The 16,474-nt window shown below is 74.3% G+C and carries 16 protein-coding genes; 2 read left to right on the top strand and 14 right to left on the bottom strand.

The window, feature by feature from the left end:
• Window positions 1-15: 15 nt before the first annotated feature.
• From AB0O40_RS06125 to AB0O40_RS06115, 3 genes are all read right to left on the bottom strand, one after another.
• Entirely contained in the window at window positions 16-1,272 is a 1,257-nt protein-coding gene (locus AB0O40_RS06125) for an FAD-dependent oxidoreductase (protein WP_365036156.1), read from the bottom strand.
• Window positions 1,269-1,904 (bottom strand): sigma-70 family RNA polymerase sigma factor, encoded by a 636-nt coding sequence (locus AB0O40_RS06120; protein ID WP_365036155.1) that lies wholly within the window; start codon window positions 1,902-1,904, stop codon window positions 1,269-1,271. Before AB0O40_RS06120 ends, AB0O40_RS06125 begins: the two co-directional genes overlap by 4 nt.
• A 110-nt stretch (window positions 1,905-2,014) precedes the next feature.
• Window positions 2,015-3,388, bottom strand: a complete 1,374-nt coding sequence (locus AB0O40_RS06115) for a deoxyribodipyrimidine photo-lyase (protein ID WP_365036154.1) — start codon at window positions 3,386-3,388, stop codon at window positions 2,015-2,017.
• Between the two features lie 260 nt (window positions 3,389-3,648).
• Here AB0O40_RS06115 and AB0O40_RS06110 point away from each other — a divergent pair, with 260 nt between their 5' ends.
• Both AB0O40_RS06110 and AB0O40_RS06105 read left to right on the top strand, forming a co-directional pair.
• Window positions 3,649-4,329, top strand: a complete 681-nt coding sequence (locus AB0O40_RS06110) for a DUF6215 domain-containing protein (RefSeq protein ID WP_365036153.1) — start codon at window positions 3,649-3,651, stop codon at window positions 4,327-4,329.
• A gap of 51 nt (window positions 4,330-4,380) precedes the next feature.
• Window positions 4,381-4,812, top strand: coding sequence for an OsmC family protein (locus tag AB0O40_RS06105; protein WP_365036152.1), 432 nt, complete (start codon window positions 4,381-4,383; stop codon window positions 4,810-4,812).
• 67 nt (window positions 4,813-4,879) lie between these two features.
• Here AB0O40_RS06105 and AB0O40_RS06100 read toward each other — a convergent pair whose 3' ends face one another.
• From AB0O40_RS06100 to AB0O40_RS06050, 11 genes are all read right to left on the bottom strand, one after another.
• Complete coding sequence (locus AB0O40_RS06100; protein WP_365036151.1) at window positions 4,880-6,295, bottom strand: amino acid permease; 1,416 nt, start codon at window positions 6,293-6,295, stop codon at window positions 4,880-4,882.
• 99 nt (window positions 6,296-6,394) lie between these two features.
• Window positions 6,395-8,152 (bottom strand): hypothetical protein, encoded by a 1,758-nt coding sequence (locus AB0O40_RS06095; RefSeq protein WP_365036150.1) that lies wholly within the window; start codon window positions 8,150-8,152, stop codon window positions 6,395-6,397.
• Window positions 8,153-8,245: 93 nt separating this feature from the next.
• The gene (gene kynU / locus AB0O40_RS06090) at window positions 8,246-9,481 is read right to left on the bottom strand and encodes a kynureninase (protein WP_365036149.1); all 1,236 of its coding nucleotides are present in this window, start codon (window positions 9,479-9,481) and stop codon (window positions 8,246-8,248) included.
• Window positions 9,475-10,530: a 4-hydroxy-2-oxovalerate aldolase gene (gene dmpG / locus AB0O40_RS06085; protein ID WP_365036148.1), complete on the bottom strand. Its 1,056-nt coding sequence runs from the start codon at window positions 10,528-10,530 to the stop codon at window positions 9,475-9,477. Before dmpG ends, kynU begins: the two co-directional genes overlap by 7 nt.
• A complete protein-coding gene (locus AB0O40_RS06080; protein ID WP_365036147.1) occupies window positions 10,527-11,441 on the bottom strand; it encodes an acetaldehyde dehydrogenase (acetylating) in 915 nt (304 codons plus the stop codon). Before AB0O40_RS06080 ends, dmpG begins: the two co-directional genes overlap by 4 nt.
• Complete coding sequence (locus AB0O40_RS06075) at window positions 11,438-12,460, bottom strand: amidohydrolase family protein (RefSeq protein WP_365036146.1); 1,023 nt, start codon at window positions 12,458-12,460, stop codon at window positions 11,438-11,440. Before AB0O40_RS06075 ends, AB0O40_RS06080 begins: the two co-directional genes overlap by 4 nt.
• Entirely contained in the window at window positions 12,457-13,026 is a 570-nt protein-coding gene (locus AB0O40_RS06070) for a 3-hydroxyanthranilate 3,4-dioxygenase (protein WP_365036145.1), read from the bottom strand. Before AB0O40_RS06070 ends, AB0O40_RS06075 begins: the two co-directional genes overlap by 4 nt.
• Complete coding sequence (locus tag AB0O40_RS06065; protein ID WP_365036144.1) at window positions 13,023-13,451, bottom strand: RidA family protein; 429 nt, start codon at window positions 13,449-13,451, stop codon at window positions 13,023-13,025. Before AB0O40_RS06065 ends, AB0O40_RS06070 begins: the two co-directional genes overlap by 4 nt.
• Complete coding sequence (locus AB0O40_RS06060) at window positions 13,448-14,215, bottom strand: fumarylacetoacetate hydrolase family protein (protein ID WP_365036143.1); 768 nt, start codon at window positions 14,213-14,215, stop codon at window positions 13,448-13,450. Before AB0O40_RS06060 ends, AB0O40_RS06065 begins: the two co-directional genes overlap by 4 nt.
• A complete protein-coding gene (locus AB0O40_RS06055; RefSeq protein ID WP_365036142.1) occupies window positions 14,212-15,042 on the bottom strand; it encodes a fumarylacetoacetate hydrolase family protein in 831 nt (276 codons plus the stop codon). The genes AB0O40_RS06060 and AB0O40_RS06055 overlap by 4 nt, the downstream gene beginning before the upstream one ends.
• Window positions 15,039-16,472 carry a 2-hydroxymuconic semialdehyde dehydrogenase gene (locus AB0O40_RS06050; protein ID WP_365036141.1) on the bottom strand — a complete coding sequence of 478 codons (1,434 nt, stop codon included), beginning with the start codon at window positions 16,470-16,472 and terminating at the stop codon, window positions 15,039-15,041. Before AB0O40_RS06050 ends, AB0O40_RS06055 begins: the two co-directional genes overlap by 4 nt.
• Window positions 16,473-16,474 lie beyond the last annotated feature (2 nt).

The raw sequence follows: 16,474 nt of genomic DNA, 5'->3' as shown, positions 1-16,474 counted from the left end.
GGGCCGGGGCGGCGGTCACCAGGTCACCCCCAAGGCGCGGGCGGCCTCGGCGCCCGAGCGGCAGCCGTCCTCGTGGAAGCCCCAGCCGTGGTAGGCGCCCGCGAAGGCGGTGACGCGGTCGTTCAGGGCGGGCAGCAGGCGCTGGGCGGCGACCGAGGCGGTGGTGTAGACGGGGTGTTCGTAGGTCATGCGGGCCAGGACGGTGCTCTCGTCGATCCGGTCGCCGGGGTTGAGGGTGACGATGTGCGGTGCGGTACCGGGCAGCCGCTGGAGGCGGTTCAGGTCATAGCTGACCTGGACGGAGCCGGGCCGGGCGGCGCAGCCGGGCAGCCGGTAGTTCCACGAGGCCCGGGCGTGCGCGCCGCGGGGCAGTACGGAGACGTCGCGGTGCAGCACGGTCGGGTTGCGGGTGTAGGTGAAGGCGCCCAGCACCCGGCGCTCCTGCTCCGTGGGGTCGGCCAGCAGGCGCAGCGCCTGGTCGGGGTGGACGGCGATCACCACGGCCGCGTGCTCGGCCGTGCTGCCGTCCTCGGTGACCACGCGGACGGCGCCGCCGGTGCGGACGACGGAGCGGACCGGGGCCGAGGTCCGGACCCGGGCGAGGTTCTTCGCGGCCCGCTCGACGTAGGACCGGGAGCCGCCGGTGACGGTCCGCCACTGCGGCGATCCGGTGACCGAGAGCAGCCCGTGGTGGTCGAGGAAGCGGAAGAGGTAGGCGGCCGGGTACTCCAGGGCGGTGGCCGGGGCGCAGGACCAGACGCAGGCGACCAGGGGCAGGGCGAAATGGCCGGTGAAATAAGGGGAGAAGCGCTGCTCGCGCAGGAAGTCGCCCAGGGTCGGGGCCTCGTCGCCGGCGGCCAGCAGGCGTCGGGCGGCGCGGTGGAAGCGGGGCACCTCGGCGAGCATCAGCAGGTGGCGGCCGCGCAGCAGGTTGCCGCCGCCCAGCAGGCCGCGGGGGCCCCGGGCGCCGGCGTACTCCAGCCCGCAGCCGTCGCAGCGGACCGACATGCTCATCTCGGAGTCCTGGGTGGCCACGCCCAACTCGCGGAACAGGCGCAGCAGGTGGGGGTAGGTGCGGTCGTTGTGGACGATGAAGCCGGTGTCCACGCCGACCGTCCCGCCGCCCGCGGCCGGCAGCTCGTGGGTGTGCGCGTGGCCGCCGAGCCGGTCGTCCGCCTCGTACAAGTGGACCTCGTGGGCGCGGGAGAGGACGTGGGCGGCGGTGAGTCCGGAGATCCCGGCCCCGATCACGGCGATTCCGGTCCGCTTCATGTCCTCGCCCCCGGCGGCCGGGACGGCTGGACGATGCCCGCCGTGCGGAGCCTGAGCTTGAGCAGGCCCCGGCGGGCGTGGCTCTTGACGGTGCCCAGGGGCATCCCGGTGCGGTCGGCGATCTGCACCTGCGTCAGGTCGGCGTAGTAGGCGAGCGTCAGGACCTCGCGCTCCAGGCGCGGCAGCCGGGAGAGCTCGCGGGCGACCACGATCGTGTCGAGGGCCTGCTCGGGCCCCGGCACCGGGGCGTCGAGGACGTGCCGGCCGGCCGCGTTCACCAGCGCCAGCCGGCGGATGCGCGCGGCCAGGGCGTCGGCCGTCTTGCGTCGGGTGATCCCCAGCAGCCACGCGGGCAGGGTGCCGCGGTCGCCGTCGAAGCCGGCGCGGCCGCACCAGGCCGCGACGAACACCTGCTGGGTGACGTCCTCGGCCTCGCGCCAGTCGCACAGGACCTGGGTGGCGTGGGCGTGGACCAGGCGGCTCCAGCGCCGGTGGGCCAGCGGGAGCCACCGGTCGTCGCCCTCCACGAGGAGGGCGGTGATCTCCGCGTCGGACGGCGCGGCGTCCCCCGGGGGCCCGGTCCGGGCGCCGGGGGGACCGGCGCGGCCGGTGTGCGTCGGCGGTGCGGTCATGGTGCCTCCTGCGGTCCGCGGCATGCGCCCAGCTTCCGCGGGGCCCGGCAGGCGGTTCAACTCGCATCGGTTCCGCATTGAATTCGTATGATCCGACGCCGCCGGCCCGGCTACTCGAGGCTGCGGGCGTGCCGGAACCGGGCCAGGCCGTCCGGCAGGGAGATCAGCGGGTCCGGGTAGTCGTAGGCGGCCCGCTCGAGGCCGGGCAGCCGCCAGGGCTCGTGGACGTCCGGGCCGTCGAGCCCGGCGAGTTCGGGGACCCAGCGGCGGACGTAGGCGCCGTCCGGGTCGTAACGCCGGCCCTGGAGTACGGGGTTGAGGACCCGGTTGGGCCGGGTGTCGGTCCCGGTGCCGGCCACCCACTGCCAGTTGAGCTGGTTGTTGGCCACGTCGCCGTCGACCAGCAGGCTCAGGAAGTGGCGGGCGCCCGCACGCCAGTCGAGATAGAGGGTCTTGGTCAGGAAGGAGGCGGTGATGAGCCGGCCCCGGTTGTGCATCCAGCCCTCGTGGGCGAGTTGCCGCATGGCGGCGTCGACGATCGGGTACCCGGTCCGGCCCTCCTGCCAGGCCAGCAGGTCGGCGGCCGCCTCCCGGCCGTGCCGCCAGCGGTCGCCGCGGGAGCGGTAGTCCGTCCCCGAGCTCTCCGGGCGGGCCGCGAGCACCTGCTGGTGGAAGTCCCGCCAGCACACCTGCCGGATGAAGGCCTCGGCACCGGGGCCGCCGTGCCGGCGGGCCCGGTGCACCAGCTCGACCGCGGAGAGCGTCCCGAAGTGCAGGTGGGGCGAGAGCCGGGAGGTGACGTCCCCCGCGAGGTCGTCGTGCCGGTCCTCGTACTCCGCGGCGTGCCGCGCCAGCCAAGAGCGCAGCTGCGCCCGCCCCTCCCCCTCGCCGCCGGCGGCCAGGCCGGGCGACACCCCGGACAGCCCGGCCCGGCCGGGCAGGTCCTCCGAGCGCAGCGAGGCCGGGACCCGCAGTTCCCGGGGAGCGGGCCAGGGGGTGCGCAGCGGTTCGGCGCTCCAGCGCCTGAAGTACGGGGTGAAGACGGCGAAGTGGTCGGAGCCCTGGGGGGTGAGGTCGCCGGGCGGCACCGCGGTGAACACCGCGTCGTGGGTGTACAGCCGGCAGCCCTCGGCCTCCAGCGCCCGCCGCAGGCCGCTCTCGCGGGTGCGGGCGAAGGCGGCGTGGCCGCCGGCCATGTGCACCTCGTCGGCCTCCGCCTCGCGCACCACGCGGTGCACCTCGGCGGCCGTGTCCCCGGTCCGTACGACGAGACGGCCGCCGAGGCCGCGCAGCGAGGCGTCGAGGTCGCGCAGGCAGTCCGCGAGGAAGGCCAGCCGGTTGGGGGCGGCGAAGCCGGCCCGGTCGACGGCGGGGTCCCGGACGAAGAGCGGCACGATCTCCCGGCCGCCCTCCAGCGCGGCGCGCAGCGGCGGGTGGTCGTGCACCCGCAGGTCGGACGTGAACAGGACGACGGCGATGGTCATGGGCCACTTCCGGGCGATCGGCCGCCGGACACCCGGTGGGCGGCCGGCAGCTCGGAACGAACTGACACCCCTGCTTCCGCCGCCCGCCCCCGCCCGGATGCACGGCCCGCCGGTGACGGGGCACGGCCGTGGCACCGGTCCGGCGGATACGGGCCGCCGCGGGCCGCCGGCCGGCGACAACCGGCCAGGTGACCACCGCGATGATCATCCCGGGTTAGGATCCGGGCACGTTGCGGGGGCACGTGAGGGGTGGGGGAATCTTGGGCGAGGACGTCGACGCCGCGAACAAGGGCTGGAGCGCCGTACGGCAGGCCGTCGCGGCACTGGTACTGGTGCCGGGGATGGCGCTGGGCCTGTGGTGGGTGGCGCAGCAGGACGAGGGAACAGCCGGGAGCGGGCCCCCGGCTGCCTCCTGCGACCACGCGGACGAGGCGAAGGGGCCGGGACAGGTCTCGGGCCGGGACCTCTGCGAGGCGTTGCACCGGCCCGGTCTGGCCGCCCTGCTGGGGATCCCGGGGCGGACCGCGAAGAGCGCGACCGGTTCGGGCGGTTCCGTCGGGAAGGACTTCACGCCCTCCGGCGAGGTGGAGTTCGAGGGGTACACCGTGTCCCTGGCCGCCACCTACGGCGGCCCTGCGGTGGCCGGGTCCGCCGAACTCCTGGGCGACACCGGCCCGAAGCGCACCGTGCTGGGCCGGCCGGCGGCCCTGTACTCCAGCCAGGCGCTGCAGATCCGGTTCCGGCTGGACGGCAGCGACGCGCACAGCGGCCCCAGCATCCCGGCGCGGGTGCTCACGGTCGCCCGGGAGCCGAAGGACGACGGCGACTCGTACGAACTGAGCATCTGGCGCACCGACGGCGGCCTCCTGGACGACGAGGCCCTCCTGCGCGTGGCCGGCACGGTCCTGCCGGCCCTCCCGGGCTGGTCGCCCGCGCGCTGACCGGGGCGCGGCGGGCCCGGCGCGGGGGTGGCGGCGGTTAGTGTCGGGGGCATGACTGATGATTCGTTGCGTTCCGTGACCGTCGAGCGGACCGGGCCCGGGCTGTTCACCGCGACCAACTCCCGGGGGGACACCGTCACCTTCGGGACCGGGTCCGCGGGCGGCTTCACGCCGGTGGAGCTCTTCCTCGCCGCGATCGGGGGCTGCTCCGCGGCCGATGTGGACGTGGCCACCACGCGCCACGCCGAGCCGTCCGTGTTCTCGCTGACCGTCGAGGGCGACAAGGTCGCGGACGAGGGCGGCAACCGGATGACCGGCCTGGAGGTGGCCTTCACCGTCGGCTTCCCCGAGGGCGAGGGCGGCGACCGGGCGAGGGCGATCCTGCCGCGGGCGGTGAAGACCTCGCACGACCGGCTGTGCACGGTCAGCCGGACGGTGGAGGCCGGCACCCCGGTGGTCACCAAGCTCGTCGGCGAGGACTGAGCCGCCGGGGGCGAACGCCGGTGCGGACGGCCGCCGGGGCGGTCGTCCGCGTACGGGGCGGGGCGGCTCAGTGCTGCCGGCGGCGCGCCGCGATCAGCGCGTACCCGGCCAGCAGGACGGCGGTGAAGGAGAGGCCCACCCAGGCCGCCTGGCGCATGTCGGGCACCTCGATCGCGGTGGCCGCGACGGCGAGCACCCCCAGGCCGGCCAGCACCGCGAGCCGGGAGCCGCCGGGGACGCTGAAGCCGGTGAACTCCGCCGGGTGCGCGTCCCGGTGCCGCCGGAAGGCCACGTACGAGGCGAGGATCAGCAGCCAGACCAGCAGGACGGCGAAGAGCGCGATGGACATCAGGAAGGTGAAGATCCCGCCGACGTCGTAGAAGGCCAGCAGCGCGGCGGCGGCGATCCCCAGGGTCGAGGCGGCCAGCGCGACGGCCGGCACCCCGCGGGCGGTCAGCCGCCCCACCGGGGCCGGGGCCAGCCCGTCGTGGGCGAGCGAGTGCAGCAGCCGGGAGGCCCCGTAGAGCTGGGCGTTGGCGGCGGAGACGGCCGCGATCAGCACGACCATGTTGGTCAGGCTCGCCGCGGCGGGGACGCCGACGTCGGAGAAGACCCGGACGAAGGGGCTGGCCTCCAGGCTGCCGTCGCCCGCCGCCAGGTGCCGCCACGGGATCAGGGCCGTCACCAGGATGATCGACAGGACGTAGAAGACGCTGAGCCGCCAGGCGAGTTGGCGCATCGCGGTGCGGATGGTGCGCTGCGGGTCGGTGGCCTCGGCGGCCGTGATGGCGACCACCTCGAAGCCGGCGTAGGCGAACATCACCACGGACAGGGCGATCCAGACCGACTTGGCGCCGTGCGGGAGGAAGCCGCCGTCGTCGGTGAGGTGCGCGAAACCGGTGGCGGCGTGGTCGGGCAGGCCGAAGAAGACGAGGAACGCGGCGCACAGGATGAACGCGCACAGCGCGGTCACCTTCACCGTGGAGAGCCAGAACTCCGTGGTGCCGAAGGACTTCACGTTGACGGCGTTGACGGCGAGCACCACGGCCGCGACGGCGAGGATGGCCGCCCCCATCGGGATGCCGGGCCACCACCAGCGCAGGTACAGGGCGGCTGCGACGACTTCGGTGCCGATGACGACGACGGCGCTGAACCAGTACGTCCAGCGGGTGAGGAAGCCGGCCCAGGGGCCGAGGTAGGTGTGCGCGATGGCCCCGAAGGAGCCCTGGACCGGGTGGGCGGCGGACATCTCGCCGAGCAGCACCGCGATGATCGCGACGAGGACGGCGCCGATGGCGTACGAGAGGATCGCCGCGGGGCCGGCGGCCGATATCGCGGAGCCGGAGCCGAGGAAGAGGCCGGTGCCCAGGGCCGAGCCCAGGCCGATCATGGTGGTCTGGCGGGGGGTGAGGGAGCGGACCAGGCCCTCGCCCTCCGATGCGCCCGCGGGGGCGAGGGAGGCGGGTCTTTCCGGAGCAGCCATGGCGGGGACGTCCTTCTGTGCGGTGGTGCGCGGTGGGAGGCGGGGCGGCGGTCGGGTGGGCCACCGCCCCGGGGGCCCGGGGGCCGTGGGACGCGCCGGTCAGAACTCGCTGGTGCGGAAGGGCTTTTCGGGGCGGGTCAGGTGCGGCTTGCCGAGCACCTTGGGTGCGGACAGGGCGTAGATGCCGTGGTTGGTCAGCGCCCAGGCGATGTTGCGGTCCCATTCCACGTACACGCCGTGGGTCTGGTTGCCGTACGCGTAGTCGGGGGTGTCCGGGCCGTAGGCCTTGGGGACGAAGTAGGCCTCGATGGCCGGCTTGGCGGGGTGGCTCACGTCGAAGAACTGCACGCCCGCGTTGTAGAAGCCGTAGCCGAGGACACCGGCGTCGTGCTTGCCGGGGTTGGTGTAGTAGCCGGTGCGCTTGGGGCCGAAGCTGCCGCGGCGCTGGCAGAAGTCGCGGAAGCCGGCCGACTTCGGCGGGGTGGGCCGGGGCAGGGTGCCGACGATGCGCGGGTGCCGGGGGTCCTTGGCGTCGACCTGGTAGACCTCCTTGTACGGCTCGTAGCAGTCCTCGGTGAGCGGGTAGCCCGAGACGTAGACCAGTCCGGTCCGCTCGTACTGCGAGACGTCGATGTTGTCGCCCTCGGTGCCGGAGACGGACGGCGGGAGGTCGAGGTGGGAGACGGTCCGCATGCGGGCCGGGTCGGAGATGTCGAGGACGGTCAGGCCGTAGCCGCCCATCGCGGCGAAGGCGTAACGGCCGCCCTGTTCCACCGGCTTGGGGATGAAGAGGGGCATCCGGGCGCCCATCCAGCTGGTGTGGTTGCCGCAGCGCGGGTTGCTGCGGTAGGCGGCGTCCTCGCCGGTGCGCTGGCCGGGCAGGTGCCAGGTGTCGAGCAGCCGGGGGTGGACCGGGTCGGACATGTCCCAGGACTGGTAGCCCGCCGAGTGCAGGTTGGTCGGGTACTCGGTGCCGGAGTAGGTGTCGTCCGGGGCGGTGGCGAGGAACATGTAGCGGCCGCCGGTCCAGTAGGGCACGTCCAGCGAACCGGAGCCCTGCTGGGGCTTGTTCGGGTCCGACTTCAGCGGGTCCTTCTGGGTGGCGTCGGTGGAGACGGTGGCCAGCAGCTTCCAGTCCTTCTTGCGCGGACCGTCGAGGCGGAAGACCTTGAAGCCCTTCAGGCCGGGCTTCTCGCGCAGCTTGCGGACGCCGGCGGGGTTGTGGAACTTGTCGTGCGCGGGGTCGTCGGTGAGCTCGCTGATCTGCCGCTTGTCCTCGAAGCTCATCACCATCACGTAGGCGCGGAGCTTCTTGTTCCACTGGACGGTGGAGGCGCCCCAGTAGTCGTTGGGGGCCCAGGAGGCGTTGCCCTTGGTCTCGTCGCCGCCCACGTCCTCGCGGGTCGTCTTCTCGACGACCTTGACCTTCCTGACGTCGGTGATGTCGTAGACCCGGCCCTCGGAGCGGTCGTACTGGAACATGTACCGGCGGCCGCCGAAGTCGACGATGTTCTGCCAGGTGTGGAAGTAGTCGGGGGTGAAGTCCGGTCCCTCGTAGGCGGCTTCGACCTTCATGTTCTTGATGTACGCGTGGGTGTCGTACGTCTTGTTGCGGCCGGGGAAGGAGTGTTCGTGCTCCTCGTCGACCGGCGTGAGGGCCGGATGCCGGAAGCTCCCGTCGAGCTGCATGCCGTACGCGCCGGGGTCGGCGGGGCCGGGGCGGCGGTCCTGGCAGACGTCGGGGATGTTGGGGTCGGGGGCCGCCGAGGGGGTGGCGGTGGCGCCGGGGGCGAGCAGGGTCGCGGCGGTGGCGACGACGGCCGTGGCCAGGGCCGCTCGGGTGCGGAGGGATCGCATGGGGTCCTCGGGATCTCTGCGGTGGGCGGTACGGAGGCGTGCGAGGAGGACCGGCCCGCGCGGGCGGGCCGGGGCGGGGGGGCGGCTCGGGTCTCAGGTGACGGTCGGGCGCTGCTGGAAGCGGTCGGCCCGGTGCGCTCCGGTGCTCGCGATGTGCCGCAGGGTCTGCACGGCGTGCAGCACGTCGGTGTGGGTGAGGTAGAGCGCGTTGAAGCCGAAGCGCAGCAGGTCGGGGGCGCGCATGTCGCCGATGACGCCGCTCTCGGTGAGGGCTGCGACCAGCGGGTAGGCCTCCGGGTGGCGCAGGGCTACCTGGCTGCCGCGGCGGGCGTCCTCGCGCGGGGTGACGGGGGTGAAGCCCAGTCCGTCCAGGAGCCGGTCCGCGCACTCCTGGAAGAAGCCGGTCAGGGACAGGCTCTTGGTGCGTACGTCGGCCATGTCCACGCCGTCGTAGGCGGTCAGGGCGGCTTCCAGCGCGATCAGGGAGAGCAGCGGCGGGGTGCCGATGCGGGCCCGGGCGATGCCGGGGGCCGGCGCGTAGCCGCCCGACATGGCGAAGGGTTCGGCGTGCCCGTGCCAGCCGGTGACGGGGTGGTCGAAGTCCTGCTGGTGGCGGTGGGCGACGTACGCGAAGGCGGGGGCGCCGGGGCCGCCGGAGAGGTACTTGTAGCCGCAGCCCACCGCGAAGTCGGCGGTTATGGCGTCCAGTTGCAGTGGCAGGGCGCCGGCGGCGTGGCACAGGTCCCAGTGGACCAGGGCGCCGGCGGCGTGGGCCGCCGCGGTGAGGGCGGCCATGTCGTGCAGTTCGCCGGTGCGGTAGTCGACGGGGGCGTAGGCGGCGACGGCCACCTGCCCGCCCTCGGCGGCGAGCACCGCCCCGGCCTCCCGGGCGGGCACCCGGCGCACCTCCAGGCCCAGCAGCCGGCCGACGGAGTCGGCGATGTACTGATCGGTGGGGAAGTGGTCCGGATCGGTCAGCAGCAGCCGGCGGCCGGGGCGCAGCCGGGCGGCGGCCAGCAGGGTGTTGAAGAGCTGGACGCTGGTGGAGTCCCCGGCGACCACCTGGCCGGGGGCGGCCCCGATGAGGCGTCCGACGGCGTCGCCGGTCCGCAGCGGGGCCTCCCACCAGCCGTTCGCGTTCCAGGAGCGGATCAGGTCGGTGCCCCACTGGCGGTGTACGGCGTCCTCGACGGCGGCCGGTACGGCGGTGGGCAGGGCGCCCAGGGAGTTGCCGTCCAGGTAGACCACGCCCTTGGGGAGGGTGAAGCGGTCGCGGACGTGCGCGAGCGGGTCGGCGGAGTCCAGGTCGGCGGCGCGCTGGTTCAGCATGCGGGTACGTCCTCGGTACAGGAGGGGGCGGTGTGCTCGGTGCGGCGGGTGCGGCCGAGGTCGAGCGCGATGTCGGCGAGCAGGTCCTCCTGACCGCCGACGAGCCGGCGGCGGCCCGCTTCGACGAGGAGGTCGCGGGTGTCCAGGCCGTGCCGGGCCGCGGTGGCCTCGGCGTGGCGCAGGAAGCTGGAGTACACGCCGGCGTAGCCGAGGGTCAGGGTCTCCCGGTCGACCCGGACGGGCCGGTCCTGGAGCGGGCGCACCAGTTCCTCGGCGGCGTCGGTGAGCGGGAAGAGCGCGCAGCCGTGCTCGAAGCCCATCAGGTCGAGGACCGCGATGACCGGCTCCAGCGGGGCGTTGCCGGCGCCGGCGCCCTGGCCGGCGAGGGAGGCGTCCACCCGGTGCGCGCCGGCCTCCAGCGCGACGATGCTGTTGGCGACGCCCAGGCCGAGGTTGTCGTGGGCGTGGATGCCGATCTCGGTGGTGTCCCGGAGCAGGTCGCGGTAGGCGCGGACCCGGTCGCGGACCCCGTCCATGGTGAGCCGGCCGCCGGAGTCGGTGACGTAGACGCAGTGGGCGCCGTAGGACTCCATCAGCCGTGCCTGTCGGGCCAGTTCGGCCGGTTCGGCGAGGTGGGACATCATCAGGAAGCCGGACACGTCCATGCCGAGGTCGCGGGCCAGGCCGATGTGCTGGGCGGAGATGTCGGCCTCGGTGCAGTGGGTGGCCACCCGGACGGAGGTGACGCCGAGGGCGTGGGCCCGGCGCAGGTCTTCGGCGGTGCCGATGCCGGGCAGCAACAGCGTGGTGAGGCGGGCGCGTTGCAGGACCTCGGCGGCCGCCTCCAGCCACTCCCAGTCGGTGTGGGCGCCGGGGCCGTAGGTGACCGAGGAGCCGGAGAGGCCGTCGCCGTGGGCGACCTCGACGGCGTCGACGCCGGCCGCGTCCAGGGCGGCGGCGATGGCGCGGACCTGGTCGACGGTGTAGCGGTGGGAGACGGCGTGCATGCCGTCGCGCAGGGTGACGTCCTGGACGTAGACGCGGGTCATCGGGCCGGGTTCCGTTCGGCCAGGCGCTCGGCGGTGCGCAGCGCGGCGGAGGTCATGATGTCGAGGTTGCCCGCGTAGGCGGGCAGGTAGTGGGCGGCGCCCTCGACCTCGAGGTAGACCGAGACCAGGAGCCGGCCGCCGCCGGCGAGTGCGACGAGCGGGTCGTCGGCGGCCAGGGTGCGGAACTGCGGTTCCTGCTTGAGCCGGTAGCCGGGCACGTACGCGGCCACGGACTCGGTCATCTCGCGGATGGAGTCGGCCACTTGTGCGGTGTCGCAGTTGTCGACCACGCAGTGCACGGTGTCGCGCATCAGCAGCGGCGGCTCGGCGGGGTTGAGGACGATGATCGCCTTGCCGCGGGCCGCGCCGCCGACGCGCTCCAGGGCGTGCGCGGTGGTCTCGGTGAACTCGTCGATGTTGGCGCGGGTGCCGGGGCCGGCCGAGCGGGAGGCGATGGAGGCGACGATCTCGGCGTAGTGGACCGGGGTGACGCGGGAGACGGCGGCGACCACCGGGACGGTGGCCTGGCCGCCGCAGGTGACCATGTTGACGTTCTTGGCGCCGAGGTGTTCGTCGAGGTTGACCGGCGGCACGACGTAGGGGCCGATGGCCGCCGGGGTCAGGTCGATGAGCGTCTTGCCGTACGGGGCCAGGGCCGCGGCGTTAGCCCGGTGGGCGGCGGCGGAGGTGGCGTCGAAGACCACCTCGATGTCCGCGAAGCCGTCCATCGCGATGAGGCCCTTGACGCCGTCCGCGCTGGTGGGGACACCGAGGCGGCGGGCCCGGGCGAGCCCTTCGGAGCCGGGGTCGATGCCGATCATCGCGGCGGCGGTGACCTTGCCCCGGCCGCGGACCAGTTTGATGAGCAGGTCGGTGCCGATGTTGCCGGAACCGATGACGGCGGCCTTCATCGGGCGCCCTCCTTCACGAGTGCGTCCAGGCCGAAGAAGCGGACGGCGTTGCCGCCGAGGACGGCCGCCTTGTCGGCGTCGGCCAGTCCGCTGTCGCGGACCAGCCGGCCGATCTCCTCCTCGCCCAGGGGGAAGGGGTGGTCGGAGCCGAGCAGCACCCGCTCGGCTCCCATGACCTCGACCAGCAGCCGCAGGGCGCCCGGGTCGAAGACGGCGGAGTCGACGGAGAAGCGGTCCGTGTAGGCGGACGGCGGCTGCGGGCTGTCGGCGCGCACCAGGTCCCTGCGGTGCCAGGCGTTGTCGGCGCGGCCGAGCAGGTACGGGAAGCTGCCGCCGCCGTGCGCGAACAGCAGCCGCAGCGAAGCGGGCAGCTTCTCGAAGGCGCCGGAGAGGATCAGCGACAGGATCGTCAGGTGGGTCTCGGCGGCCATGCCGGCCAGCCAGCCGAGCATGTAACGGGAGAAGCGGGGCCCGGCGGGCAGGTCCCAGGGGTGCACCAGGACGGCGGCGTCCTCCGCGGCGCAGTGCGTCAGGAACTCCAGCAGCGCGCCGTGGTCGAGGTCGCGGTCGCCGAGGTGGTTGCCGATGTGGACGCCCCGGAAGCCCTGGCGCATCGCCTCGGTGACGGCCTCGCAGGCCGCCCCGGTGTCCTGGAGCGGTACCTGGCACAGGGCCGCGAGCCGGTGCGGGGCGTGCGAACTGTATTCGAGGATGCGGGAGTTGACGGTTCGGCACCAGTCGGCGGCCCGGTCGGCCGGCAGGTCGTAGCCGAACATCAGCGGGGTGCTGGAGAGGACCTGCACGTCCACGCCCAGCCGGTCGAGGTCGGCGACCCGCTCGGCCGGGTCCCACAGGGTGCGCCGCACCGGCCGGTACTCGCGGTCGCCGGCCATCATCATGCCGGCGTCGGGGCCGTCGGTGGTGCGCAGCCAGGGGGCCTCGTCGGAGCCGGTGAGGCGGCGGGCCTCGGCGCGGCCGATCTCCGGGAAGACGTGTGCGTGGATGTCGACGACGGTCATGCGCCGGCCCCGTCCCGGCGGGTCCGGGGGCGCAGCGCCTCGGGCCACTCCTTGCCGGGGTGCACGGCCCGGCAGTTCGCGCACGTGCGGGCGGCCTCGTCGGCGTAGAAGGCGGCGAAGACCGGCGGCAGGTCCTCGACGATCGAGGTCAGCTGCACCTCGCTGCGGTGCACCAGGTGGTGGCACTCCATGCAGTACCACTCGAAGGCGTCCAGGCTGCCCTGGGGCCGGGCGAACTCGACGACCAGGCCGATGCTGCCCTCCTCGGGGCGCTGCGGGGAGTGCCGCACGTGCGGCGGCAGCAGGAAGACCTCGCCCTGGCGGATGGGGATGTCCCGCGGCGGCTTGCCCTCCTCGTCCATGACGCGCAGGACCATGTCGCCCTCCAGCTGGTAGAAGAACTCCTCGATCGGGTCGTCGTGGAAGTCGGTGCGCCGGTTGGGGCCGCCGACGACGGTGACCATCAGATCGGCGTCCTGCCAGATCTGGACGTTGCCGACCGGCGGCTTGAGCAGGTGGCGGTGCTCCTCGATCCAGGCGTGCAGGTTGAAGGGGGTCATGGTCACGGGTGCTGCTCCTGGTTCGTGGTGCCGGCCGGCAGGTGGGCGACGGCGCTGATCTCGATCAGCAGGTGGGGGTGCGGCAGTTGGTGGACGGCCACGGTGGTGCGGGTCGGCCCGTTCTCGTCGAAGAACTCCGCGTAGGTCTCGTTGTAGCCGCCGAAGTCGTTCATGTTCACCAGGTACGCGGTGACGGAGACCAGGTCGGCGAGGCTGCCGCCGGCCGCGCCGAGCAGGGCGCCGATGTTCTCGATGACGGCGCGGGTCTGGGCGCGGATGTCGAGGTCGGTGACGCCCATCGGGTCGGCGGCGGCGCCGGCGAAGCTGCCGTCGGGCCGCCGGGAGCTGGTGCCGGAGACGTAGACGAGGTCGCCGGCCCGGCGCAGGTGCGGGAACCGACCGCGGGGGGTGGCGGCGCCGGGCACGATCATGCGCGCTCCCCGGGGGCGTGGGGCCCGGTGCCGAACTGCACGCTGCCGAGGGTGGCGACGGTGGCCCGGACGTGGGTGCCGGGCGGCAGCGGCACGGCGGCGGTGGCGGCGCCGGCCAGGACCACGGTCCCGGCGGGCAGTTCCCCGGCGAGCCGGGCCGCGGCGGCCAGCGCCCGCAGCGGGTGGCCCAGGATCGCGGCGGTGGAGCCGGTCTGGGCGGGGCGCCCGTCGAGTTCCAGGAGCACGCCGAGGTTGGCGAGGTCGCCGGGGGTGCTCCAGGGGCCCAGGGCGTATCCGGCGGCGGAGGTGTTGTCGGCGATGACCTCGGGCAGCGAGAAGACGAAGCCGTCGTAGCGCGAGTCGATGACCTCCAGGGCCGGGGCCACCGCGGCGACCGCGGCCGCGGGGTCGCCGCCGGGGCGCAGCACGTCGCCGAGCAGGAAGGCGATCTCGGGCTCCACCCGCGGGTGGATCAGCCCGGTGAGGTCGTACCGGCCGCCGTCGGGGATCTCCATGCGGTCGGTGATCCGGCCGTGGATCAGGTCGGACACCCCCATCTGCCGCATCTTGGCCACGCTGGTGAAGCCGAGCTTGAAGCCGGTGATCCGCTCGCCCCGGGCGCTCATCCGGGCGAGCACCGCGTCCTGGACCCGGTAGGCCTCGTCCGTGGTGGTCAGTCCGGTGCTGCCGCCGGCGACCGTACGGGCCTGGCGGGCGGCGTCGTCGAGCCGCTGGGCGAGGGCGTCGAGGTGCGGTGCGCTCATCGGGCCCCTCCTTCCGGTGCCGTCGGTACGTCGGTCCCGAAGGCGGCGCGGACCGAGCCGAGCCCGTCGATGCGGGCTTCGAGGACGTCGCCGGGGGCGACCGCCGCCATGGGGCCGAGGGCGCCGGTCAGCACGGTGTCCCCGGCCCGCAGCGGCCGTCCCAGGCGTACCAGCGTGTCGGCGAGCCAGAGCGCGGCGTGCAGCGGATGTCCGAGGCAGGCGGCGCCGACGCCGGTGGAGACGGGCTCGCCGCGGCGTTCCAGGACCATGCCGGCGGTGCGCAGGTCGAGGTCGCGCAGCAGGACCGGCCGGTTGCCCAGCACGTAGGCGCCGCTGGAGGCGTTGTCGGCGATGGTGTCGACGGCGGTGATGTCCCAGTCGCGGATGCGGCTGCCGACGATCTCGATGGCCGGCAGGACGAAGGCGGTGGCCCGGATGACGTCGGCGACGGTGTGCCGCTCGTGGTCCAGGTCGCGCTCGAGGACGAGGGCGACCTCGGCCTCGGCCTTGGGCTGGAGCACCGTACCCCAAGGCAGGTCGGCGCCGTCGGGTACCGCGGTGTCGTCGAGCAGGGCCCCGAAGTCGGGAGTGTCCACCCCGAGTTGGGCCTGTACGACGGCCGAGGTCAGGCCGATCTTCCAGCCGGTGAGGCGACGCCCTTCGGCGAGCCGGCGGTCGGTGAGCCGGGCCTGGACGGCGTAGGCGGCGTCCAGGTCGCCGGCCGGCAGGAGGTCCCGGACGGGGTCGCAGGGGACGCCGTCGCGGTGCGCCGCTTCGAGGCGGTCGGCGGCCAGCGCGACGGGGCCGGCGTCGGAAAGGGTGGTCACAGCTTCACGCACACGTTCATGGGTTCGGAGAAGAAGTCGAGGGAGTGGTCGCCGCCCTCGCGGCCGATGCCGGAGGCCTTCACACCGCCGAAGGGGGTGCGCAGGTCCCGCAGGTTCCAGGTGTTGACCCAGGCGATGCCGACGTCGAGGGCCGGGGCGACGCGGTGGGCGCGGGCCAGGTCGCCGGTCCACACGGTGGCGGCGAGTCCGTACGGTCCCGCGTTGGCGAGGGTGAGGGCTTCCGCCTCGGTGTCGAAGGGCGCCAGGTGCACGACCGGGCCGAAGATCTCCTCCCGTACCGCCGGGTGGTCCTCGGGCAGCCCGGCCAGCACGGTGGGCTCGACCCAGAAGCCGCCGTCCCGGTCGTCGCCGAAGTGCGGGGCGCCACCGCCGGCCAGCACCTCGCCGTCGGCGGCGGCCCGGGCGAGGTGCCCCAGGACCTTGTCGCGGTGGGCGGCGGAGATCATCGGCCCGTAGCCCTCGAGCTTGCGGGCCCCCTCGGCCAGCCGGGCCGCGAACTCGTCGAAGACCGGGCGCTCGACGTACAGCCGCTCGGTGCACAGACACACCTGGCCGCTGTGGGTGAAGGCCGAGCGGAGGGTGCCCGCCACGGCCTGCTCCAGGTCCGCGTCGGCGAAGACCAACCCGGCGTTCTTGCCGCCCAGTTCGAAGGAGACAGGCGCCAGCCGGGCGGCGGCGGCCCGCATGATGGTGGTGCCGGTGGCGGACTCCCCGGTGAAGGCCACGGCGTCCACACCGGGGTGCTCGGTGAGCCACTGGCCGGCGGCGTCCGCGCCCTTGCCGTGGACGAGGTTGAGCACGCCGGGCGGCAGCCCGGCCGCGGCGGCCACCTCGGCCAGCAGGCAGGCCGTCCGGGGCGTCAGCTCCGAGGGCTTGGCCACCACCGTGTTGCCCATGGCGAGCGCGGGGGCCACCTTCCAGGTGAGCAGCAGCAGGGGCAGGTTCCAGGGCGAGATCACGGCCACCACGCCGAGCGGCTTGCGCACGGTGTAGTTGAGCGCGCCGCGCCCGTCGGGGGTCTCGGTGTGCCAGGACTGCTCGCTGCGGCCGGCCGGACGGTCGGCGTAGGCGCGGAAGTTGGCGGCGGCCCGCGGGATGTCGACGCCGGCGGCCAACTCGTGCGGCTTGCCCGTGTCGGCGCACTCGGCGGCGACGAACTCCTCGAAGCGCTCCTCGATGCCGTCGGCGATGCGGTGCAGGACCCGTGCCCGGTCCGCCGGAGCCCACGAGCCCCAGGGGCCGGCCAGCGCCTCGCGGGCGGCCCGTACCGCGCGGTCGACCAGCTCCGCGGAGGCGGCCGGCACCTCACCGGTAGGGCGCCCGCGGACCGGGTCGACGAGCGGGAACGGATCGCCGGACGCGTCGAAGACCCCGCCCACGTAATGCCGCACGAGCACGGATGAGCTCACCT

The organism is Streptomyces sp. NPDC089919 (assembly GCF_040684615.1).
In the GTDB taxonomy this organism is placed as follows: Bacteria; Actinomycetota; Actinomycetes; order Streptomycetales; family Streptomycetaceae; genus Streptomyces.
Note: the sequence above shows the minus strand (reverse complement) of the source record. Positions and strands in the feature narration are given on the sequence as shown.